The organism is Xanthomonas sp. 3498, assembly GCF_014199795.1.
GTDB lineage: Bacteria > Pseudomonadota > Gammaproteobacteria > Xanthomonadales > Xanthomonadaceae > Xanthomonas_A > Xanthomonas_A rydalmerensis.
Genome location: NZ_JACHOH010000002.1, coordinates 412193 through 432600, shown reverse-complemented (window position 1 = coordinate 432600; position 20408 = coordinate 412193). Strand labels below are relative to the sequence as shown.

Here is a 20408-nt window from a genome sequence, read left to right as displayed (position 1 = left end):
TGAGCAGCCAGTGGCCGCCAGAAAGGCCACTGTTGAAGGCGCGCAGAGCATCGCGCCTGCACATCGCAACGCGAAGGACACAGTGCCCCTACGAAGCCAGATCCTGCCTAGCGCTGAGCGCCCTCCCCGGTCCTGCCCGCCATCGCTTGCTGCAAGCGATGAAACGGCGTGCGCAATTGCCAGCGCGCCGACCACGGCAGGCGCGCCAGCGCCGCGTGCGCCTCCAGCGCTGGCAGCGCGCCGGTCCAGGCGAACACCACGTGGTTGTCCATGCTCGGCTCGTCCAGGCGCAGCACGCGGCCGCCGAACAATGCGCGCAGATGCGCCAGGTGGCGGCGGGTGTCGGTGTCGTACAGGTTCACCGCCAGCACCCCGCCCGGCGCGAGCGCCGCATGGCAGTCCTCGTAGAAGCCGCGGCTGAGCAGCGCCGCCGGGATGCCGTCGGCATCGTAGGCGTCGAGCAGCAGCAGGTCGTAGCGGTCGCGCCGCTGCGGCAACAGCCGCGCGCCGTCGCCGTGCACGGCCTCGAAGCGCGCGTCGTCGTCCGGAATGCGGAAGGCGGCGCGCAAGGCCAGCACGTCGGCATCGGCCTCGATCGCCTCGATCCGCGCCTGCGGCAGGTGCCGGTAGCAGAACTTGGCCTGCGAGCCGCCGCCAAGGCCGACGATGCCGATCCGCCGCGGGTCCGGACGCAACAGCAGCGCGGCCAGCATGCTGCGGGTGTAGCCCACCTGCAGCACGTCCGGCCACCAGGTGTACATGCGGCTCTGCGTCACCTCGCCCTTGAACTGCAGGCTGGTATAGCGCCAGCCATGGCGCACGTAGGGTCGCCCGGGACGCAGGTCGGCGCGCGCGTCCACGGCAGGCCGCAGCAGGCGGCGCAGCGCAGCCCAGCGGCCGCCGCCGGGCGCCGCGCTCACGGCCTGGCGAGGTCGTTGGCGACACCGTGCGGCACATGCCCGGCGGCGACGCGTTCGCGGGCGGCGCTGTCGATGTTGTGCTGCGAATCGTCGAAGAAGATGTCCGCGCCGAAGGCCTGCAGGAACGGCCCCTTGTGACGGCCGCCGAGGAACAGCGCCTCGTCCAGGCGCACCCCCCATTCGCGCAGGGTGCGGATCACCCGCTCGTGCGCGGGCGCCGAGCGCGCGGTGACCAGCGCGGTGCGGATCGGCGAGGCCTCGCCGGCCGGGAACGCCGACTGCAACGCGTGCAGCGCCGACAGGAAATTGCGGAACGGGCCGCCGGTCAGCGGCTGGCGCGCGTTCTCGCGCTCGTAGCGGCCGAACGCCTCCACGCCCTGCTCGCGCGAGAAACGCTCGCCCTCGTCGCCGAAGATCACCGCATCGCCGTCAAAGGCGATGCGCAACTGCGTGGACAGACGATCGGCATCGATCGCGCCTGCCGCCGCGGCCGCCTCCTGCGCGTGCTCGCCGGGCGGCTTGGGCAGGATGGTCGCCGCGGCGATGCCGTGGCTGAGCGCGCGGCGCACCGACTCCGGGTTGGCCGAGAGGAACAGGTCGGTACCGAACGGCTTGACGTAGGGCCAGGTCGCCTCGCCGGAGGTGAAGGTGGCGCGGACGATGCCCAGGCCGTAGTGCTGGATCGAATTGAAGATGCGCAGCCCGGTGTCGGCGGAATTGCGCGACAGCAGGATCACCTCCACCGGCGGCGTCTCCGGCGGCGTGCCCTGGTTCAGCGCCAGCAGCTTGCGCACGACCGGGAACGCCACCCCGGGCGCCAGGACATCGTCCTCGCGGTCGCGCTGGTACGCGCTGTACGCCTCCACGCCATCCCGCTCGAACAGGGCATGGCCCTCTTCCAGATCGAACAGGGCACGCGAGGTGACCGCGACGGTGAGCAGACGGGGGGAGTTGTCGGACATGAGAGCAGGGATTCGGCAGTGGGGATTGGGGATTGGCAAAAGCGGGCAAAGGAGTCGGAACGTGGACTGGAGACCGGAAGCAAAGCGGATGCGCTGTTGCGAATCCCCAATCCCGACTCCCGAATCCCGAATCCCCGCCCCTACACCATGAATTGCTCGCTCAGGATCCGCTCCTCCAGATTGTGTTCCGGGTCGAACAGCAAAGTGACCAGGCGGTCGCGGGATTCGCGGATGGTGACTTCGACCACGTCGCGGGTCTCGTGCGAGTCGGCGGTGACGCTGACCGGGCGCTTGTACGGGTCCAATACGCGGAAGCGCACCTCGATGTCGGCCTTGAGGATCGCGCCGCGCCAGCGCCGCGGCCGGTACGGTGCGATCGGGGTCAGCGCCAGGGTGTGCGAGCCCAACGGCAGGATCGGTCCGTGCGCGGAAGAGTTGTAGGCGGTACTGCCGGCCGGGGTGGACACCAGCACGCCGTCGCAGATCAGTTCATCGACCCGGGTCTGGCCGTTGAGATCGATGCTCACGTGCGCGGCCTGGCGGGTCTGCCGCAGCAACGAGACTTCGTTGTAGGCCAGCGAGCCGGTGGTGGCGCCGGATTCGGTCTGCGCCAGCATTTCCAGCGGCCGTAGCTTGGCCGGCTCGGCCAGGGCCAAACGCGCGACCAGGTCGTCGTCGCGGAACTGGTTCATCAGGAAGCCGACCGTGCCCAGCTTCATGCCGAACACCGGCTTGCCCAGGCTGCCGTGACGATGCAGGGTCTGCAGCATGAAGCCATCGCCGCCGAGCGCGCACAGCACATCGGCGTCGGCGGGATCGCAATCGCCGTAGCGCGTGACCAGTTGTTCGCGCGCACGCTGGGATTCCGGCGTGACGCTGGCGAGGAAGCAGATGCGGGGCGAGGACGGCATGGGCGCATTCATGGCGCCGATCATACCTGCCCGGTCATGAAAGCCGGGATTCGGGAATCGGGATTGGGGATTCGCAGAAGCGGGCTGTCGCACCGAAGGCCGGGCTGCGAACGCGGCAAACACCGATAAGGCCGGGATTCGGGATTGGTAGAAGCGGGCGGTCGCGTCGGGCGATGGGGATCCGCTTGGCGAATCCCCAATCCCGACTTCCCAATCTCGGCAATGGAGGAGCCCCCCCCCCCTTCTGTTAAGGGGGGCGCGGCGAAGCCGCGGGGGATAGGCAAGGCCGCCGTACGGCGCCAACCGTTTGCGGCGCAAACGGTTGGGTCAGGCCCGCGCAGCGGGCCTGACCACGGGGCTACACCCCGTGCGCCGCCAGCTGGCCGAGCCGCTGTACCGCCACCGACACCGTCGGGTAGTCCAGCGTCTTCTGCGCGGCCAGTTCCTGCAGCATGCTCAGGGTGAAGCGCAGGCTGCTGTCGTCGCGCTGCAGCCAATGCTGCACCTTGGCCTCGGCGGTGCCACCCGGCAGGCTCAGCGCCTGGCCGGCCAGCACACCGTGGTGCTTGGCCAACTCGTCGCGCAGCACGCCGCGGGCCACCGCATGCCAGCGGCCGTTGACCTCCAGCGCGTCGATCTGCTCGAACAGCCACGGCAGCTGCAGCGCCTCGCCCAGGCGGAAGTGCACCTTCGACACCTCCACCGGCTTGAGCTTGCGGGTGCGCGCCATCTCGATGATGTCGAACGCCGGCTCCAGGAAGCGCAGTTCCGACAGTTGCTGGGCGAGCGCCGGCGGCAGGCCCTTGTCCTGCCACTCCTGCACCAGGGCTTCATAGCGCGGACGCTGCGAATCGGGCAGCACGCCGGAGGCGACGCGGATGTCGTTGAACGGCTCGTAGTAGCGCTCCACCGCCGCGGTGATGCCCGGCATCGGGCCCGGACGGAACAGCAGCCAGCGCACGAAGGCGCGCTGCAGCGTCCAGATCACCTCCAGCGCGTCGATCTGCACCGACTCGGGCACCTTGCCGTCCAAGGCATCGATCTGTGTCCACAGCGCGCGTGCATCCAGCGTCTCGCGGCTGATGGTGTAGGCCTTGGCGACCTCGGCGATGCTTCGGCCGGTGTCTTCCTGCATGCGCATCAGGAAGGTGGCGCCCATGCGATTGATGGTGGTGTTGGTGACCGCGGTGGCGATGATCTCGCGCTTGAGGCGGTGCCGCTCCATCGCGTCGGCGTACTTCTTCTGCAGCGGCTGCGGGAAGTAGCGCTGCAGTTCCTTGGACAGGTACGGGTCCTCGGGAATGTCCGATTCGAGCAGTTGCTGGAACGCCACCAGCTTGGAATAGGACAGCAGCACCGCCAGTTCCGGCCGGGTCAGGCCCTGGCCACGCGCCTTGCGCGCGGAGATCTCCGCGTCCGAGGGCAGGTATTCGATCTGCCGGTCGAGCAGGCCCTGCGCTTCCAGGGTGCGGATGAAGTGCTGCTTGGAACCCAGGCGGGTGACGCTCATCCGCTCCATCAGGCTCAGCGCCTGGTTCTGGCGGATGTTGTCCCACAGCACCAGTTCGGCGACTTCGTCGGTCATCGACGCCAGCAGCTTGTTGCGCGCGTCCAGGGTCAGCTTCTTGGCCTGCACCACGTCGTTGAGCAGGATCTTGATGTTGACCTCGTGGTCGGACGTATCCACGCCGGCCGAGTTGTCGATGAAGTCGGTGTTGAGCAGCACGCCGACCTGCGCGGCCTCGATGCGGCCGAGCTGGGTCAGGCCGAGGTTGCCGCCCTCGCCCACGACCTTGCAACGCAGTTCGCCACCGTTGACGCGCAGGCCGTTGTTGGCGCGGTCGCCGACGTCGCCATGGGTCTCGCTGGCCGCCTTGACGTAGGTGCCGATGCCGCCGTTCCAGAACAGGTCCACCGGCGCCTTGAGGATGGCGTTCATCAGGTCGTTCGGCGAGAGCTGCTTGACGCCCGGCTCCAGGCCCAACGCCTCGCGCACCGGCGCACTGACCTCGATCGACTTGAGCGTGCGCGGGTAGATGCCGCCGCCGGCGCTGATCAGCTTGGCGTCGTAGTCGGCCCAGCTGGAGCGCGGCAGCTTGAACAGGCGCTCGCGCTCGGCGAAGGACGTCGCCGCGTCAGGGTTCGGGTCGAGGAAGATGTGGCGGTGGTCGAACGCGGCCAGCAGGCGGATGTGGCGCGACAACAGCATGCCGTTGCCGAACACGTCGCCGGACATGTCGCCGATGCCCACGCAGGTGAAGTCCTCGCTCTGGCAGTCGCGGCCCAGCGCACGGAAGTGGCGCTTGACCGACTCCCAGGCGCCGCGCGCGGTGATGCCCATGCCCTTGTGGTCGTAGCCGACCGAGCCTCCGGAGGCGAACGCATCGCCCAGCCAGAAGCCGTGGTCCAGCGCCAGACCATTGGCGATGTCGGAGAAGGTGGCCGTGCCCTTGTCGGCGGCGACCACCAGGTACGGGTCGTCCTGGTCGTGGCGCACCACCTGCGGCGGCGGCACGATCTTGCCGCCGACGATGTTGTCGGTGATGTCCAGCAGGCCCTGGATGAACAGCTTGTAGCAGGCGATGCCTTCGGCCAGCACCGCATCGCGGTCACCACCGACCGGCGGGCGCTTGCAGAAGAAGCCACCCTTGGCGCCGACCGGCACGATCACCGTGTTCTTGACCATCTGCGCCTTGACCAGGCCAAGCACCTCGGTACGGAAGTCCTCGCGCCGGTCGGACCAGCGCAGGCCGCCGCGCGCCACCGCGCCGAAGCGCAGGTGCACGCCTTCCACGCGCGGGCCGTACACGAAGATCTCGCGGTACGGACGCGGCTTGGGCAGGTCCGGCACCTTGGCCGAATCCAGCTTGAAGCTGATGCAGTGGCCCAGCCCGCCGTCGGCGGCGCGCTGGTAGTGGCTGGTGCGCAGGGTCGCCTCGATCACGCCCTTGAAGCTGCGCAGGATGCGGTCCTCGTCCAGGCTCGCCACCTGGTCGAACAGCTTCAGCAGCGCGGCCGAGACCGCCTCCAGCTGCGCGGCGCGGCTGCCGCTGCGCGCGTCGATCACCGGCTGCAGCGCCTTCAGCGCGGCATCGTCGCCGTTGGCCAGCAGGCGCAGCTGCGCAGACAGCGCGGCCTGACCCTCGGCGATCTGCGCCTTGCTCTCGTTGCCGGTGGCCGGATCGAAGCGCGCCTCGAACAGTTCCACCAGCAGCCGGGCCAGCAGCGGATAGCGGTTGCAGGTCTCTTCCACGTAGGCCTGCGAGAACGGCACGCCGGTCTGCAGCAGATACTTGCAGTAGCCGCGCAGCACCGCGACCTGGCGCCAGCTCAGGCTGGCGCCGACGATCAGGCGGTTGAAGCCGTCGTTCTCGGCATCGCCGCGCCAGATCCGCACGAACGCCTCGCACAGCGGCGCGTCGGCGGCTTCCACGTCGATGCTGCCGGCCAGCGGCTCGACCTCGAAATCCTGGATCGACAGCGCGGTGCCGTCGACCACCAGCCGGTACGGGCGCTCGGAGATCACCCGCAGACCCAGGTTCTCCATCATCGGCAGCACGTCGGACAGCGGCAGGTCGTCGTGCTGGCGGTACAGCTTCAGGCGCAGGCTGTCGGCGCCGTCGCGGCGCAACGCCTGCAGGCTCAGGTGCAGGTCTTCCGGACCACGCAACGCGGCCAGGCGCTCGACATCGCGCGCGGCGATCTGCGCGGTCGACTCCTCGATGTAGCCGGCCGGCAGCGCGCGGCCGTAGCCGGCGGCCAGGCGCAGGCCATCGCGCTCGCCGCAGCTGGCCACCAGCGCTTCGCGCAGGTCGTCGTGCCAGTTGCGCAGCAGGTGCGCCAGACGCGACTCCAGCTCGCTGGTGTCGAACTCCAGCGCCTCGCCCGGCTTCGGCCGCACGATCAGGTGCAGCTGCGCCAGCGGCGATTCGCCCAGCACCACGCTGGAATCGATGTATTCGCCGTGCAGCGCGTCCTTCAGCAGCGCCTCGATGCGCAGGCGCACGTCGGTGTTGAAGCGCTCGCGCGGGATGTACACCAGCGCGGAAATGAAGCGGCCGTACTTGTCGCGGCGCAGGAACAGGCGGCTGCGCACGCGCTCCTGCAGGCCGAGGATGCCCATCGCCGTGCGGTACAGCTCTTCCTCGTTGGACTGGAACAGCTCCTCGCGCGGCAGCGTCTCCAGGATGTGGCGCAACGCCTTGCCGCTGTGGCTGCTCGGGGTCAGCTCGGACTTGCGCATGACCGAGTCGAAGCGCTCGCGCACCAGCGGGATCTCCCACGGGCGGCGGTTGTAGGCGCTGGAGGTGAACAGGCCGAGGAAGCGCTGCTCGGCGATGATGCGGCCCTTGGCGTCGAACTCCAGCACGCCGATGTAGTCCATGTAGCCGCTGCGGTGCACCCGCGAGCGCGCATTGGTCTTGGTCAGGATCAGCGCTTCCTTGGTGCCGGACTCGCTGAGGCCGTGTGCGGCCAGCGTGCGCACCGGTCGCGCCGGCGACTTGTCCTGCCCGCGCAGCAGGCCCAGGCCGCTGTCTTCCAGCGGCGCCAGCACGTCTTCGCCGCCCTGCTTCTCCACGCGGTACTCGCGGTAGCCGAAGAAGGTGAAGTGGTCGGCCGCGGCCCAGCGCAGGAACTCCTGCGCCTCGCGCCGGCCCTTGTCGTCCACCGGCAGGCGCCGCGTGGTCAGGTCGTCGGCCAACGCCAGCATCTTCTCGCGCATGCTGCCCCAGTCGCGCACGATGTTGCGCACCTCGCCGAGGATGCGCCGGATCGCCGCTTCCACCTTGGCCATGTCCTCCGGCGGCTGGCGGTCGATCTCCAGCGCCATCAGCGATTCCGCCTTGCCCTCGCCCACGCTCTCCAGCGTGCCGCCCTTGTCGCGCTGCATGCGCAGCACCGGGTGGCCCAGCACGTGCACGCCGATGCCCAGTTCCGCCAGCGCCATGCTCACCGAATCGACCAGGAACGGCATGTCGTCGTTGACGATCTGCAGCACGGTATGCGACGACTCCCAGCCGTCGTCCTTCAGGTTCGGGTTGAACACCCGCACGTTGACCGTGCCTGGCTTGCGCTTGCGCGCGAATTCCAGCATCGACGCGGCCAATGCCGCCCACTCCTGCGCGCTGTGGTGGGGGAACTCGTCCTCCTCCATGCGCTTGTAGAACTCCTCGGCGAAGGTCTGCGCCTGCTCCTGGCGTGCGGCCGGGTAGCGCTTGCGCAGCGCCGCGAACACCGGCGCCAGGCTGAAACCGCTGGCGACCGGCGCGGCGTCGATCACCTTGGCGGTGGCCGGAACGGTCACGGCCGGCTTGGCCGGCGGCGCGGCCTTGCGCGGGACAGCCGGCTTGGCCGGGGTCTTGGCCTTGGCAGGCGACTTCGCAGGTGCCTTGGCCGACTTGGCGGCGGACGCGGTCGCGGAGGTGCTGGCAGCGGCCGAAGAGGTGGAACGGGAAGCGGCGTGTTTGGGTTTCATGACGGAGAGCAGCAACGATGCTCGATGGGAAAGCCGGAATTGTACCGGTGCCTTGTTCAACTACCTTGCTGCATCGCAAACCGACGGTGCGCCAGAGACCACGCGCCAGATCGCGCAAAGTGTCTACAACATCTTCGTCACGCGGCGGTCACCATGCTTTGCCGGCCGTGCTGTTGTCAGCAAGAACGCCCCACTGTCAAGGCTGTTCTAATTCTAAACTGGACGGTATAGTCCACAATCAATGAGCACCCCCCTCGCCTCCGCCGCACAGCGCCAGGCGCGCGACCAGCGCGTGTACGTCGCCGTGCGCGAATTGCTGGCCGAGGAAGGCATGGGCCTGAGCATGGACGCGGTGGCGGCACGCGCCGGCTGCTCCAAGCAGACCCTGTACAGCCGCTACCGCAGCAAGCAGGCCTTGCTGCGGCGGGCGCTGCAGGACCACCTGGACCTGGCCACCGCGCACCTGGAGCCGGTACAGGACGACCTGCGCGGCGGCCTGCTGCGCTTCGCCTGCGAATACCTGGAACAGTTGTCGGAACCGCGCGTGCTGCAGAGTTGTCAGCTGATCGCCGCCGAGTCGCGGCATTTCCCCGAAGAAGCCCGCGCCATGTTCCGCGACAGCGCCGGCGCGCTGATGCAGCGCCTGAGCGAGCGCCTGCGCGGTGCCATCGCCCGCGACCAGCTCCGGCATGACGATCCGCACTTCATGGCCGAGCTGCTGTTGAGCATGATCGTCGGCATGGATTTCGAGCGTCAGCGCTTCCACAGCGCGCATCGCGGCGACGCCGCCGCGCAGCGCGCCTGGGCCGAGTTCGCCGTGGACGGCTTTTTGCGCGCGTTCGCCGCCGCCCCTTCCCTTCCTTCTACAAAACCAGACCGGAGTACCACCCGATGACCTCCCCGTTGCGTTCTCTCGCCCTGGCCTGCGCCGTCGTGGTGGTGTTGGCGTCCTGCAAGAAACAGGATCAGCAGCAGGCCATGCCGCCGCCGGAAGTGGGCGTGCTGCAGGCGCAGCCGCAGACCGTGCCGCTCGAGCGCGAGCTGGTCGGCCGCCTGTCCGCATTCCGCAGCGCCGATGTGCGCGCCCGCGTGCCCGGCGTGCTGGAAAAGCGTCTGTACACCGAAGGCACCGACGTCAAGGAAGGCCAGCCGCTGTTCCAGATCGACCCGGCGCCGCTGCGTGCGACCCTGGCCTCGGCGCAGGGCCAGCTGGCCGCCGCCGAAGCCACCTACGCCAACGCCAAGGCCGCTGCCGCCCGCGCGCGCAGCCTGGCGCCGCAGGCCTACGTGTCCAAGTCCGACCTGGACAACGCCGAGGCCACCGAGCGCAGTTCCGCCGCGTCGGTGCAGCAGGCCCGTGCGGCGGTCGAAACCGCGCGCATCAACCTCGGCTATGCCACCGTCACCGCGCCGATCGCCGGCCGCGCCGGCAAGCAGCAGGTCACCGAGGGCGCGCTGGTCGGCCAGGGCGACAGCACCCTGCTGACCACGATCGACCAGCTGGACCCGCTGTACGTCAACTTCTCGATGAGTTCCGACGAACTGGCGCAGCTGCGCCAGGCGCAGACCCAGGGCAACGTCGCCCTCAACGCCGAGGACAAGTCGACCGTGCAGATCAAGCTCGGCGACGGCAGCAGCTACGCGCATGCCGGCACCCTGGACTTCTCCGGCGCCGCGGTCGACCCGAGCACCGGCTCGGTGACGCTGCGCGCGCTGCTGCCGAATCCGGACCGGGTGCTGCTGCCCGGCGCCTTCGTCAGCTTCTCGGCCAACCTGGGCCAGCGCAAGGACGTGTACCTGATCCCGCAGGCCGCGGTGCTGCGCGACGCCAAGGGCGCCTATGCCATGGTCGTCGGCAAGGACAGCAAGGTGGTACGCAAGGATCTGACCACGGTCGGCCAGCAGGGCGACAAGTGGATCGTCAGCGGGGGCCTGCAGAGCGGCGACCAGGTCGTAGTCAGCGGCCTGCCCAAGGTCAAGGAAGGCGCACCGGCCGTGGCCAAGCCATGGGATCCGAACGCCGCCGCCCAGGGCCAGGGCCCGGGTGCCGGCGCGGCTCTCGGCCAGGGCGCGCAAGGCGCCGCGGCGCCGGCCAAGGGCGCCGCCCCGGCGCAGGGCGCAGCGCACGGCGACACGCCGGACGCCGCCTCGCATTCCGACCAGCCGAAGCAGTAACGGACTCCCCCCATGCCTAAGTTCTTCATCGAACACCCGGTCTTCGCCTGGGTGGTGGCGATCCTGATCTCGCTCAGCGGCGTGATCGCCATCCTCAATCTCGGCGTCGAGTCGTATCCCTCGATCGCCCCGCCCCAGGTCACCGTCACCGCCACCTATCCCGGCGCCAGCGCCAGCACCACCGAACGCTCGGTCACCCAGGTGATCGAGCAGCAGCTGACCGGCATCGACCACCTGCTGTACTTCAGCTCGTCGTCGTCCTCCAGCGGCACCGCCACCATCACCCTGACCTTCGAGACCGGCACCGACGCGGACATCGCCCAGGTGCAGGTGCAGAACAAGGTGTCGCTGGCCACGCCGCGCCTGCCCTCGGAAGTGACCGCACAGGGCGTGGTGGTGGCCAAGGCCAACGCCGGCTTCCTCAGCGTGATCGCGCTGCGTTCGGACAACCCGTCGATCGACCGCGACGCGCTCAACGACATCGTCGGTTCGCGCGTGCTGGAGCAGATCTCGCGCGTGCCCGGCGTCGGCAGCACCCAGCAGTTCGGTGCCGAGTACGCCATGGACATCTGGCTCAACCCTGAGAAGCTGCAGGGTTACCACATGTCCGCCAACGACGTGTACACCGCGATCCGCGCCCAGAACGTGCAGTTCGCTGCCGGTTCGCTGGGCTCGGATCCGGCGCCGCAGGGCCAGTCGTTCACCGCCACGGTCAGCGCCGAGGGCCGCTTCACCTCGCCCGAGCAGTTCGAGAACATCATCCTGCGCGCCGACGGCAACGGCACCGTGGTGCGGCTGAAGGACGTGGCCCGGGTCGCGTTCGGCCCGACCAACTTCGGCTTCGACACCCAGTACAACGGCAAGCCGACCGGCGCCTTCGCGATCCAGCTGCTGCCGGGCGCCAATGCGCTGAACGTGTCCGCGGCGGTCAAGGCCAAGATGGACGAGCTGCAGCCCAGCTTCCCGCAGGGCGTCACCTGGTTCACGCCGTACGAGAGCACCACCTTCGTCAAGATCTCGATCGAGGAAGTGGTCAAGACCCTGGCCGAGGCGATCGTGCTGGTGTTCCTGGTGATGCTGGTGTTCCTGCAGAACTTCCGCGCCACCATCATCCCCACCCTGGTCATCCCGGTGGCGTTGCTGGGCACCTTCCTGGGCATGTGGGCGATCGGCTTCACCATCAACCAGCTGACCCTGTTCGCGATGGTGCTGGCGATCGGCATCGTGGTCGACGACGCGATCGTGGTGATCGAGAACGTCGAACGCATCATGTCCGAGGAGCACCTGGCGCCGAAGGCGGCCACGCACAAGGCCATGACCCAGATCACCGGCGCGGTGGTGGCGATCACCGTGGTACTGGCGGCGGTGTTCATCCCCTCGTCGATGCAGCCCGGCGCCGCCGGCGCGATCTACAAGCAGTTCGCGATCACCATCGCCATGTCGATGGCGTTCTCGGCGTTCCTGGCGCTGAGCTTCACCCCGGCGCTGTGCGCGGCGTTCCTCAAGCCCACCCACAACGACAACCCGAACTGGGTCTACCGCACCTTCAACAAGTACTACGACAAGCTCTCGCACCGCTACGTCGGCGCGGTCGGCAACACCATCCGCCGCGCGCCGCGCTGGATGGCGGTGTTCGCCCTGCTGCTGGTGCTGTGCGGGTTCCTGTACACGCGCATGCCAGGCAGCTTCCTGCCGGAAGAGGACCAGGGCTTCGCGCTGGCGATCGTGCAGTTGCCGCCGGGCGCGACCAAGACCCGCACCAACGAGGTGTTCGCGCAGATGCGCGGCGTGCTGCAGCAGCAGAAGGCGGTCGAAGGCATGCTGCAGGTGGCCGGCTTCAGCTTCCTAGGCCGCGGCGAGAACGTGGGCATGGGCTTCATCCGGCTCAAGCCCTGGGACGAGCGCGACATCGCCGCCGGCGACCTGATCCAGCAGTTGAACGGGATGTTCTACGGGATCAAGGACGCGCAGATCTTCGTGGTCAACCTGCCCACGGTGAACGGCCTGGGCCAGTTCGGCGGCTTCGACATGTGGCTGCAGGACCGCAGCGGCCAGGGCGAGGAAGCCCTGCTGCAGGCGCGCAACATCGTGCTCGGCAAGGCCGCGCAGCGCCAGGACACCCTGGCCGGGGTCCGCCCGAACGGCCTGGAGAACGCGCCGCAGCTGCAGTTGAAGGTGGACCGCGTGCAGGCGCAGTCGATGGGCCTGTCGGTCAGCGACATCTACCAGTCGATCCAGCTGATGCTGGCGCCGGTGTACGTCAACGACTTCTTCTACGAGGGCCGCATCAAGCGCGTCAACATGCAGGCGGATGCGCCGTTCCGCACCGGTCCGGAGTCGCTGCGCAACTTCTACGTGCCCAGCAACACCGCCACCGACAGCAGCGGCCTGCCGCAGATGATCCCGTTGAGCACGGTGGTGAGCTCGGACTGGATCTACAGCTCGCCGTCGCTGAGCCGCTACAACGGCTACTCGGCGATCAACATCGTCGGCAACCCGGCGCCGGGCGGCAGTTCCGGCCAGGCGATGAGCGCGATGGAGGACATCGTCAACAACGACCTGCCGCCGGGCTTCGGCTTCGACTGGAGCGGCATGTCGTACCAGGAAATCATCGCCGGCAACACCGCCACGCTGCTGCTGGTGCTGTCGATCGTGGTGGTGTTCCTGTGCCTGGCGGCGCTGTACGAAAGCTGGTCGATCCCGGTGTCGGTGCTGCTGGTGGTGCCGATCGGCGTGCTCGGCGCGGTGGCGTTCTCGCTGCTGCGCGGCCTGCCCAACGACATCTACTTCAAGATCGGCCTGATCACGGTGATCGGCCTGGCCGCCAAGAACGCGATCCTGATCGTCGAGTTCGCGGTGGAGCAGCGGGCGATGGGCAAGACCCTGCGCGAGGCCGCGGCCGAGGCGGCGCACCTGCGCTTCCGCCCGATCCTGATGACCTCGTTCGCGTTCATCCTCGGCGTGCTGCCGATGGCGATCTCCACCGGCGCAGGCGCCAACGCCCGCCACGCCATCGGTACCGGCGTGATCGGCGGCATGCTGTTCGCCACCGTGCTGGGCGTGCTGTTCATCCCGCTGTTCTTCGTGATGGTGCGGCGCATGCTCGGCGACAAGCTGGACGAGCCGTCGAAGGAGTTCACGCAGATGCAGGAGCAGGGTCTGGCGCGGCATCAGCCGGATCGGTGAGGCGCTGGGATTTGGGATTCGGGAGTGGAGATTCGTGAATCGGATTCCCTCCCGATCCTGATCCTTCCCTTTGGAGTCAAACGAAAAGCGGCCGCAAGGCCGCTTTTTGGTTTGTGCGGGCGCTGACGGAAAGCTCTGGGCGGAACCGCCCTTCAGCGGACAGCACACGCCTGCAAAAATCTCTGTGGCACGGACTTCAGGGCATTTCGACTCACATGCCTTTGCCGCGGCTCAGCGGAGATGCCGTTGCTCTTGTAGGAGCGGCTTCAGCCGCGACGGGCTCCACCGGTAACGCGCGTCGCGGCTGAAGCCGCTCCTACAATGGGGCTTGCGTCGTTACTAGGCTTGCTTCAGCCCCGACGCTTCTGGCGGGAAATCTCCCCTCACTGCAATCTACACAAAGAAAAAAGCGGCCCTGCGGCCGCTTCTCCCTAGATCTTCAACCGATTCGGGAACCGGCCAATCCCCAATCCCGACTCCCAAATCCCGGCCTCACCGCAGCCCGGTCTCGTTGCGGGCGATCACCAAGCGCTGGATCTCACTGGTGCCCTCGTAGATCTCGGTGATCTTCGCATCGCGGAAGTAGCGCTCCAGCGGCATCTCCTTGGAGTAGCCCATGCCGCCGTGGATCTGCACCGCCTGGTGGGTGATCCACATCGCCGCCTCAGAGGCGGTGAGCTTGGCCACCGAGGCCTCGGTGGTGAAGCGCTGACCCTGCCCCTTCAGCCAGGCCGCGCGCAAGGTCAGCAGCAGCGCCGCGTCCAGCTTGCACTTCATGTCGGCGATCTTGGCCTGGGTCATCTGGAACGCGCCGATCGGCGAGCCGAACGCCTTGCGCTCCTTCACGTACTCCAGGGTGGCCTCGTAGGCGGCGCGGGCCAGGCCGATCGCCTGCGAGGCGATGCCGATGCGGCCGGCGTCGAGCACGCTCATCGCGATCTTGAAGCCTTCGCCCGGCGTGCCCAGCACCTCGTCGGCGCTGGCCACGTAGTCCTGGAACTCGATCTCGCAGGTGGCCGAGGCGCGGATGCCCAGCTTGGGCTCGGTCTTGCCGCGATGGAAGCCGGGCTTGTCGGTGTCGACCACGAAGGCGGTGATGCCGCGCGCGCCCTTGTCCGGCTCGCTCATCGCGAACAGCACGATGTACTTGGCGACCGGGCCGGAGGTGATCCAGCTCTTCTTGCCATTGATGACGAAGCTGCCGTCGTCCTGGCGCACCGCGCGGCACCGCATCGCGGTGGCGTCGGAGCCGGACTGCGGCTCGGTCAACGCAAAGGCGCCGATCTCGCGGCCCTCGGCGATGGCACGCACGTACTTCTGCTTCTGTTCCTCGTTGCCGTTCTTGAGGATGCCGGCGCAGAACAGCGAGTTGTTGACCGACATGATGGTCGAATGCGCCGCATCGCCAGCGGCGATCTCGACCATGGCCAGCACGTAGGCGATCGGGTCCATGCCGGCGCCGCCGTACTCGTCCGGCACCTCGATGCCCATCAGCCCGTTCTCGCCCAGCAGGCGGATGTTCTCCAACGGGAATTCGCCGGTACGGTCGTGGTGCTCGGCACTGGGAGCGATCCGCTCCTGGGCGATGCGCCGCGCCACGTCCTGGATCATCAATTGCTCTTCGGTAAAGCTGAAATCCACGTCGAACCCCTCCCGGGCATATTGGTCCGGCCATTGTAGCCGTGCAGACCATACGCCGGCGTGTGCAACTTGACCGCAACCGCCGTGCGGACCAAAATATCTCTATATCGCGATAGGAAGATATTTATGGATCTGGAGGACTGGTCGTCCCGGCTGAAGGTCTTCGCCGACGCCACCCGCGTGCGCCTGCTGGCGCTGCTGGAACAGGAGGAGCTGACCGTGGCCGAGTTGTCGGCCATCACCCGCCTGGCGCAGCCGCGGGTCTCGACCCACCTGGCCAAGCTCAAGGAGGCCGGGCTGGTGCGCGACCGCCGCGCCGGCGTGTCGGCCTATTATCGCTTCGACGAGACCCTGCTGGACCCGGCCCAGCGCGCGCTGTGGCTGGCGCTGAGCACCGGCAGCGACGATCCGCTGTTGCGCCAGGACGCCGAGCGCGTGGCGGCGGTGCTGGCCAACCGCGCCGCCGACCAGAACTGGGCCGACTCGGTGGCCGGCGACATGGAACGCCACTATTCCCCTGGCCGCACCTGGGAAGCCTTGGCGCGCACCGCCCTGCCGCTGCTGGAGACCGGCGACGTGCTCGACATCGCCTCCGGCGACGGCGTGCTGGCCGAACTGGTGGCGCCGCACGCGCGCCGCTACGTCTGCATCGACACCAGCGCGCGAGTGGTGGCCGCGGCCAGCGAGCGCCTGCGCCGGCTCGGCAATGTGGAAGTGCGCGAGGGCGACATGCACGCCCTGCCCTTCGCCGATGCCAGCTTCGACCTGGTGGTGATGATGCACGCGCTGACCTACGCCACCAAGCCGGCGCAGGCGGTGTGCGAATCGGCGCGGGTGCTGCGTCCGGGCGGCCGCCTGCTGCTGTGCAGCCTGGCGCGCCACGAACACAAGGCCGCGGTGCAGGCCTACGGCCACGTCAACCTCGGCTTCGCCGCCAAGGAACTGCGCAAGTTCGTCGGCAAGGCCGGGCTCGAGGTCTCCAGCCTGGAAACCGTGACCCGCGAGAAGCGCCCGCCGCACTTCGAAGTGATTTCGTTGATTGCTGGGAAGCCGGGATTCGGGAGTGGGGATTCGGGATTGGATAAAGCAAAAGCCAAAGCAGGAGCTGAAGCATGACCGGCGCTTTTCCACCAATCCCCAATCGCCAATCCCCAATCCCGGGCCTGCCCTGGCTAAACCCGGAGCGCACGCAGAAACTGCTGCAGGCCTTGTCCGAACGCATCCTGATCATCGATGGGGCGATGGGCACGATGATCCAGCGTCATGGGCTGCAGGAGGCCGACTACCGCGGCGAGCGCTTTGCCGAGGGCTACGACGCGCAGGCCGGGCACGTGCACGGCCCCGGTTGCGACCACGCGCCGCAGGGCCACGACCTGAAGGGCAACAATGATCTGTTGCTGCTGACCCGCCCGGAGGTGATCGCCGAGATCCACCGCGCCTATCTCGACGCCGGCGCCGATCTGCTGGAGACCAACACCTTCAACGCCACCGCGATCAGCCAGGCCGACTACCACCTGGAACACCTGGTCTACGAACTCAACAAGGCAGGCGCGCAGGTCGCGCGCGCCTGCTGCGACGCGGTCGAGCAACTGACGCCGGACAAGCCGCGGTTCGTGATCGGCGTGCTCGGCCCGACCAGCCGCACCGCCTCGATCAGCCCGGACGTCAACGATCCCGGCTTCCGCAACACCAGCTTCGACGAATTGCGCGCCACCTACCGCGACGCGATCGACGGCCTGATCGACGGCGGCGCCGACACGCTGATGGTCGAGACCATCTTCGACACGCTCAACGCCAAGGCTGCGCTGTATGCGATCGAAGAAGTGTTCGACGCGCGCGGCGGGCGCTTGCCGGTGATGATCTCCGGCACCATCACCGATGCCTCCGGCCGCACCCTGTCCGGGCAGACCGCCGAAGCGTTCTATGCCTCGGTCGCGCACGGGCGGCCGCTGTCGGTGGGGCTGAACTGCGCGCTCGGCGCAAAGGACCTGCGCCCGCACGTGGAGACCCTGGCGCGGATCGCCGACGGCTACGTCAGCGCGCATCCCAACGCCGGCCTGCCCAACGCCTTCGGCGAATACGACGAGACGCCCGAGGAAATGGCGGCGACGCTGCGCGAGTTCGCCGAGTCCGGGCTGCTGAACCTGGTCGGCGGCTGCTGCGGCACCACCCCGGCGCACATCCGCGCCATCGCCGAGGCGGTGCACGGGCTGCCGCCGCGCGTGCCGCTGGCGACCACGGCGCAGGCCGCCTGATGTCCGCCGCGCGCATGCCCGCCGTCCCCGCCCGCGCACTCCTGCGCGGGCACGGTGCCGCCTGCGCGCACGCCTGCACCTCCCTGTTTCCGGAACGCTGACCATGTCCTCCGCCCGCTACACCCGCCTGTCCGGCCTGGAGCCGTTGCTGCTGACCCCGGACCTGCTGTTCGTCAACGTCGGCGAACGCACCAACGTCACCGGCAGCGCGCAGTTCCGCAAGCTGATCAAGGAGGAGCGCTACGAGGAAGCGGTGGAAGTGGCGCGCCAGCAGGTCGCCAACGGCGCGCAGATCCTCGACGTCAACATGGACGAGGGCCTGATCGACTCGGAGAAGGCGATGGTGCGCTTTCTCAACCTGATCATGTCCGAGCCGGACATCGCGCGCATCCCGGTGATGGTCGACTCCTCCAAGTGGAGCGTGATCGAGGCCGGGCTGAAGTGCCTGCAGGGCAAGAGCGTGGTCAACTCGATCTCGCTCAAGGAAGGCGAGGCACCGTTCGTCGAACACGCGCGCAAGGTGCTGCGCTACGGCGCCGCGGCGGTGGTGATGGCCTTCGACGAGGTCGGACAGGCCGACACCTGCGCACGCAAGGTGGAGATCTGCACCCGCGCCTACCGCATCCTCACAGAGCAGGTCGGGTTCCCGCCGGAAGACATCATCTTCGATCCGAACATCTTCGCCGTGGCCACCGGCATCGAGGAACACGACAACTACGCGGTCGACTTCATCGAGGCGACCCGCGAGATCAAGCGCACCCTGCCGCACTGCCACGTCTCCGGCGGCGTGTCCAACGTGTCGTTCTCGTTCCGCGGCAACGAGACCGTGCGCCAGGCGATCCATTCGGTGTTCCTGTACCACGCCATCGCCGCTGGCATGGACATGGGCATCGTCAACGCCGGCGGCATGCCGATCTACGACGAACTGGACCCGGAACTACGCGAGCGCGTGGAGGACGTGATCCTCAACCGCCGCCGCGATGCCACCGAACGCCTGCTGGAGATCGCCGAGCGCTACAAGAAAGCCGGGAATCGGGATTCGGGAATCGGGAATCGCGAGAAGCTGGCGTGGCGCGAGAAGACGGTGCGCGAGCGATTGAGCCATGCGCTGGTGCATGGCATCGACGAGTTCGTCGAGGTCGATACGGAAGAGGCGCGGCAGCAGTCCACGCGACCGCTGGACGTGATCGAAGGCCCGCTGATGGACGGCATGAACGTGGTCGGCGACCTGTTCGGCGCCGGCAAGATGTTCCTGCCGCAGGTGGTGAAATCGGCGCGGGTGATGAAGAAGGCGGTGGCCTATCTGCTGCCGTACATCGAGGCGGAGAAGCTGCGCAGCGGCGACACCGGCAAGTCCAACGGCAAGATCATCATGGCCACGGTCAAGGGCGACGTGCACGACATCGGCAAGAACATCGTCGGCGTGGTCCTGGCCTGCAACAACTTCGACGTGATCGACCTGGGGGTGATGGTGCCGACCCAGACCATCCTCGACCGCGCCCGCGCCGAGAACGCCGACATCATCGGCCTGTCCGGGCTGATCACCCCGTCGCTGGAAGAGATGACCCACGTCGCGCGCGAGATGCAGCGCCAGGGCTTTTCGATGCCGCTGCTGATCGGCGGCGCCACCACCTCGCGCGCGCACACCGCGCTGAAGATCGACCCGCACTATGCGGCGCCGACGGTCTGGGTCAAGGACGCCTCGCGCGCGGTCGGCGTGGCACAGTCGCTGATCTCGCGCGAACTGCGCGCGGCCTTCGTCGCCGCCAACGACGCCGACTACGCCGAAATCCGCCAGCGCCACAAGAACCGCGGCGACGCCAAGCGCCTGGTCTCGCTCGCGCATGCGCGCGGGCAGCGCTTCGATGGCGGCTGGGACGCCTACACCCCGCCGGCCCCACGCCAGCCCGGCCTGCATGTGTTCGACGACTACCCGTTGGACGACCTGGTCCCACTCATCGACTGGACCCCGTTCTTCCAGGCCTGGGAACTGGCCGGCAAGTTCCCGGCGATCCTCACCGACGAGATCGTCGGCCAGCAGGCCAGCGAGCTGTACCAGGACGCGCGGGCGATGCTGCAGCGGATCGTCGAAGAGAAATGGCTGACCGCCAAGGCCGTGTTCGGGCTATGGCCGGCGCAGTCGGTGGGCGACGATGTCGAGGTGGTCCTGGCGGACCACCGGGAGTCGGGAATCGGGATTGGGGATTCGCAGGAACAAAGCCAATCCCCAATCTCCACTCCCCAATCCCGGCACCTCCTGCATTTCCTCCGCCAACAGGTCGACAAACCCGCCGAGCGCCCGGACTTCTGCCTGGCCGACTTCATCGCCCCGCGCGACAGCGGCAAGCAGGACTGGATCGGTGCGTTCGCGGTCACCGCCGGCATCGGCATCGAGCCGCACGTGGCGCGCTTCGAGGCGGCGCACGACGACTACAACGCGATCCTGCTCAAGGCCCTGGCCGATCGCCTGGCCGAGGCGCTGGCCGAGCGCCTGCATCAGCGCGTGCGCACCGAATTCTGGGGCTACGTCGGCGACGAGGGGCTGGACAACGAGGCGCTGATCGCCGAGCGCTACCGCGGCATCCGCCCCGCGCCCGGCTATCCGGCTTGCCCCGACCACAGCGAGAAGCAGACTCTGTTCGCGCTGCTCGACGCCGGGCGCAACGCCAGCATGTCGCTGACCGAGAGCTTCGCGATGCTGCCGACCGCCGCGGTGTCCGGCTACTACTTCAGCCACCCGCAGAGCCAATACTTCGTGGTCGGCCGGCTCGGCAAGGACCAGCTCGCCGACTACGCGAAGCGCAAGGGCGTCTCGCTGCAGCAGGCCGAGCGTTGGCTGGCCTCGAACCTGGACTACGATCCGGAGTGAGCCCGGGCCGTCG

At 68.2% G+C, this 20408-nt stretch carries 11 protein-coding genes; 6 read left to right on the top strand and 5 right to left on the bottom strand.

Annotation, left to right across the window (positions count from 1 at the left end):
• Nucleotides 1-107: 107 nt before the first annotated feature.
• The 4 genes from GGR66_RS06945 to GGR66_RS06930 all read right to left on the bottom strand — a co-directional run bounded on the left by GGR66_RS06945 (nucleotide 108) and on the right by GGR66_RS06930 (nucleotide 8269).
• On the bottom strand, nucleotides 108-920 hold the full coding sequence (locus GGR66_RS06945) for a fused MFS/spermidine synthase (RefSeq protein WP_184447754.1): 813 nt from the start codon (nucleotides 918-920) through the stop codon (nucleotides 108-110).
• A complete protein-coding gene (locus tag GGR66_RS06940; protein ID WP_184447753.1) occupies nucleotides 917-1882 on the bottom strand; it encodes a 5'-nucleotidase in 966 nt (321 codons plus the stop codon). Before GGR66_RS06940 ends, GGR66_RS06945 begins: the two co-directional genes overlap by 4 nt.
• A 140-nt stretch (nucleotides 1883-2022) precedes the next feature.
• Complete coding sequence (locus GGR66_RS06935; protein ID WP_184447752.1) at nucleotides 2023-2793, bottom strand: NAD kinase; 771 nt, start codon at nucleotides 2791-2793, stop codon at nucleotides 2023-2025.
• A gap of 358 nt (nucleotides 2794-3151) precedes the next feature.
• Nucleotides 3152-8269, bottom strand: coding sequence for an NAD-glutamate dehydrogenase domain-containing protein (locus GGR66_RS06930; protein WP_184447751.1), 5118 nt, complete (start codon nucleotides 8267-8269; stop codon nucleotides 3152-3154).
• Between the two features lie 241 nt (nucleotides 8270-8510).
• Here GGR66_RS06930 and GGR66_RS06925 point away from each other — a divergent pair, with 241 nt between their 5' ends.
• From GGR66_RS06925 to GGR66_RS06915, 3 genes are read left to right on the top strand one after another with little or no spacing between them, the layout of a single operon-like run.
• The gene (locus GGR66_RS06925; RefSeq protein ID WP_184447750.1) at nucleotides 8511-9164 is read left to right on the top strand and encodes a TetR/AcrR family transcriptional regulator; all 654 of its coding nucleotides are present in this window, start codon (nucleotides 8511-8513) and stop codon (nucleotides 9162-9164) included.
• A complete protein-coding gene (locus tag GGR66_RS06920; RefSeq protein ID WP_184447749.1) occupies nucleotides 9161-10444 on the top strand; it encodes an efflux RND transporter periplasmic adaptor subunit in 1284 nt (427 codons plus the stop codon). The genes GGR66_RS06925 and GGR66_RS06920 overlap by 4 nt, the downstream gene beginning before the upstream one ends.
• 12 nt (nucleotides 10445-10456) lie before the next feature.
• A complete protein-coding gene (locus GGR66_RS06915) occupies nucleotides 10457-13630 on the top strand; it encodes a multidrug efflux RND transporter permease subunit (RefSeq protein WP_184447748.1) in 3174 nt (1057 codons plus the stop codon).
• 492 nt (nucleotides 13631-14122) lie between these two features.
• Here GGR66_RS06915 and GGR66_RS06910 read toward each other — a convergent pair whose 3' ends face one another.
• Entirely contained in the window at nucleotides 14123-15271 is a 1149-nt protein-coding gene (locus GGR66_RS06910; RefSeq protein ID WP_184447747.1) for an acyl-CoA dehydrogenase family protein, read from the bottom strand.
• Between the two features lie 126 nt (nucleotides 15272-15397).
• Here GGR66_RS06910 and GGR66_RS06905 point away from each other — a divergent pair, with 126 nt between their 5' ends.
• The 3 genes from GGR66_RS06905 to metH all read left to right on the top strand — a co-directional run bounded on the left by GGR66_RS06905 (nucleotide 15398) and on the right by metH (nucleotide 20395).
• A complete protein-coding gene (locus GGR66_RS06905; protein WP_184447746.1) occupies nucleotides 15398-16387 on the top strand; it encodes a metalloregulator ArsR/SmtB family transcription factor in 990 nt (329 codons plus the stop codon).
• Nucleotides 16384-17526, top strand: coding sequence for a homocysteine S-methyltransferase family protein (locus tag GGR66_RS06900; protein WP_184447745.1), 1143 nt, complete (start codon nucleotides 16384-16386; stop codon nucleotides 17524-17526). The genes GGR66_RS06905 and GGR66_RS06900 overlap by 4 nt, the downstream gene beginning before the upstream one ends.
• Before the next feature lie 103 nt (nucleotides 17527-17629).
• Entirely contained in the window at nucleotides 17630-20395 is a 2766-nt protein-coding gene (gene metH / locus GGR66_RS06895) for a methionine synthase (protein WP_184447744.1), read from the top strand.
• The last annotated feature ends 13 nt before the right edge of the window (nucleotides 20396-20408 follow it).

Bases quoted from the DNA above. Each gene is read 5' to 3' on its own strand.
- GGR66_RS06940 (WP_184447753.1), bottom strand. From the start codon at position 1,882: ATGTCCGACAACTCCCCCCGTCTGCTCACCGTCGCGGTCACCTCGCGT.
- GGR66_RS06935 (WP_184447752.1), bottom strand. From the start codon at position 2,793: ATGCCGTCCTCGCCCCGCATCTGCTTCCTCGCCAGCGTCACGCCGGAA.
- GGR66_RS06930 (WP_184447751.1), bottom strand. From the start codon at position 8,269: ATGAAACCCAAACACGCCGCTTCCCGTTCCACCTCTTCGGCCGCTGCC.
- GGR66_RS06925 (WP_184447750.1), top strand. From the start codon at position 8,511: ATGAGCACCCCCCTCGCCTCCGCCGCACAGCGCCAGGCGCGCGACCAG.
- GGR66_RS06920 (WP_184447749.1), top strand. From the start codon at position 9,161: ATGACCTCCCCGTTGCGTTCTCTCGCCCTGGCCTGCGCCGTCGTGGTG.
- GGR66_RS06915 (WP_184447748.1), top strand. From the start codon at position 10,457: ATGCCTAAGTTCTTCATCGAACACCCGGTCTTCGCCTGGGTGGTGGCG.
- GGR66_RS06905 (WP_184447746.1), top strand. From the start codon at position 15,398: ATGGATCTGGAGGACTGGTCGTCCCGGCTGAAGGTCTTCGCCGACGCC.
- GGR66_RS06900 (WP_184447745.1), top strand. From the start codon at position 16,384: ATGACCGGCGCTTTTCCACCAATCCCCAATCGCCAATCCCCAATCCCG.
- metH (WP_184447744.1), top strand. From the start codon at position 17,630: ATGTCCTCCGCCCGCTACACCCGCCTGTCCGGCCTGGAGCCGTTGCTG.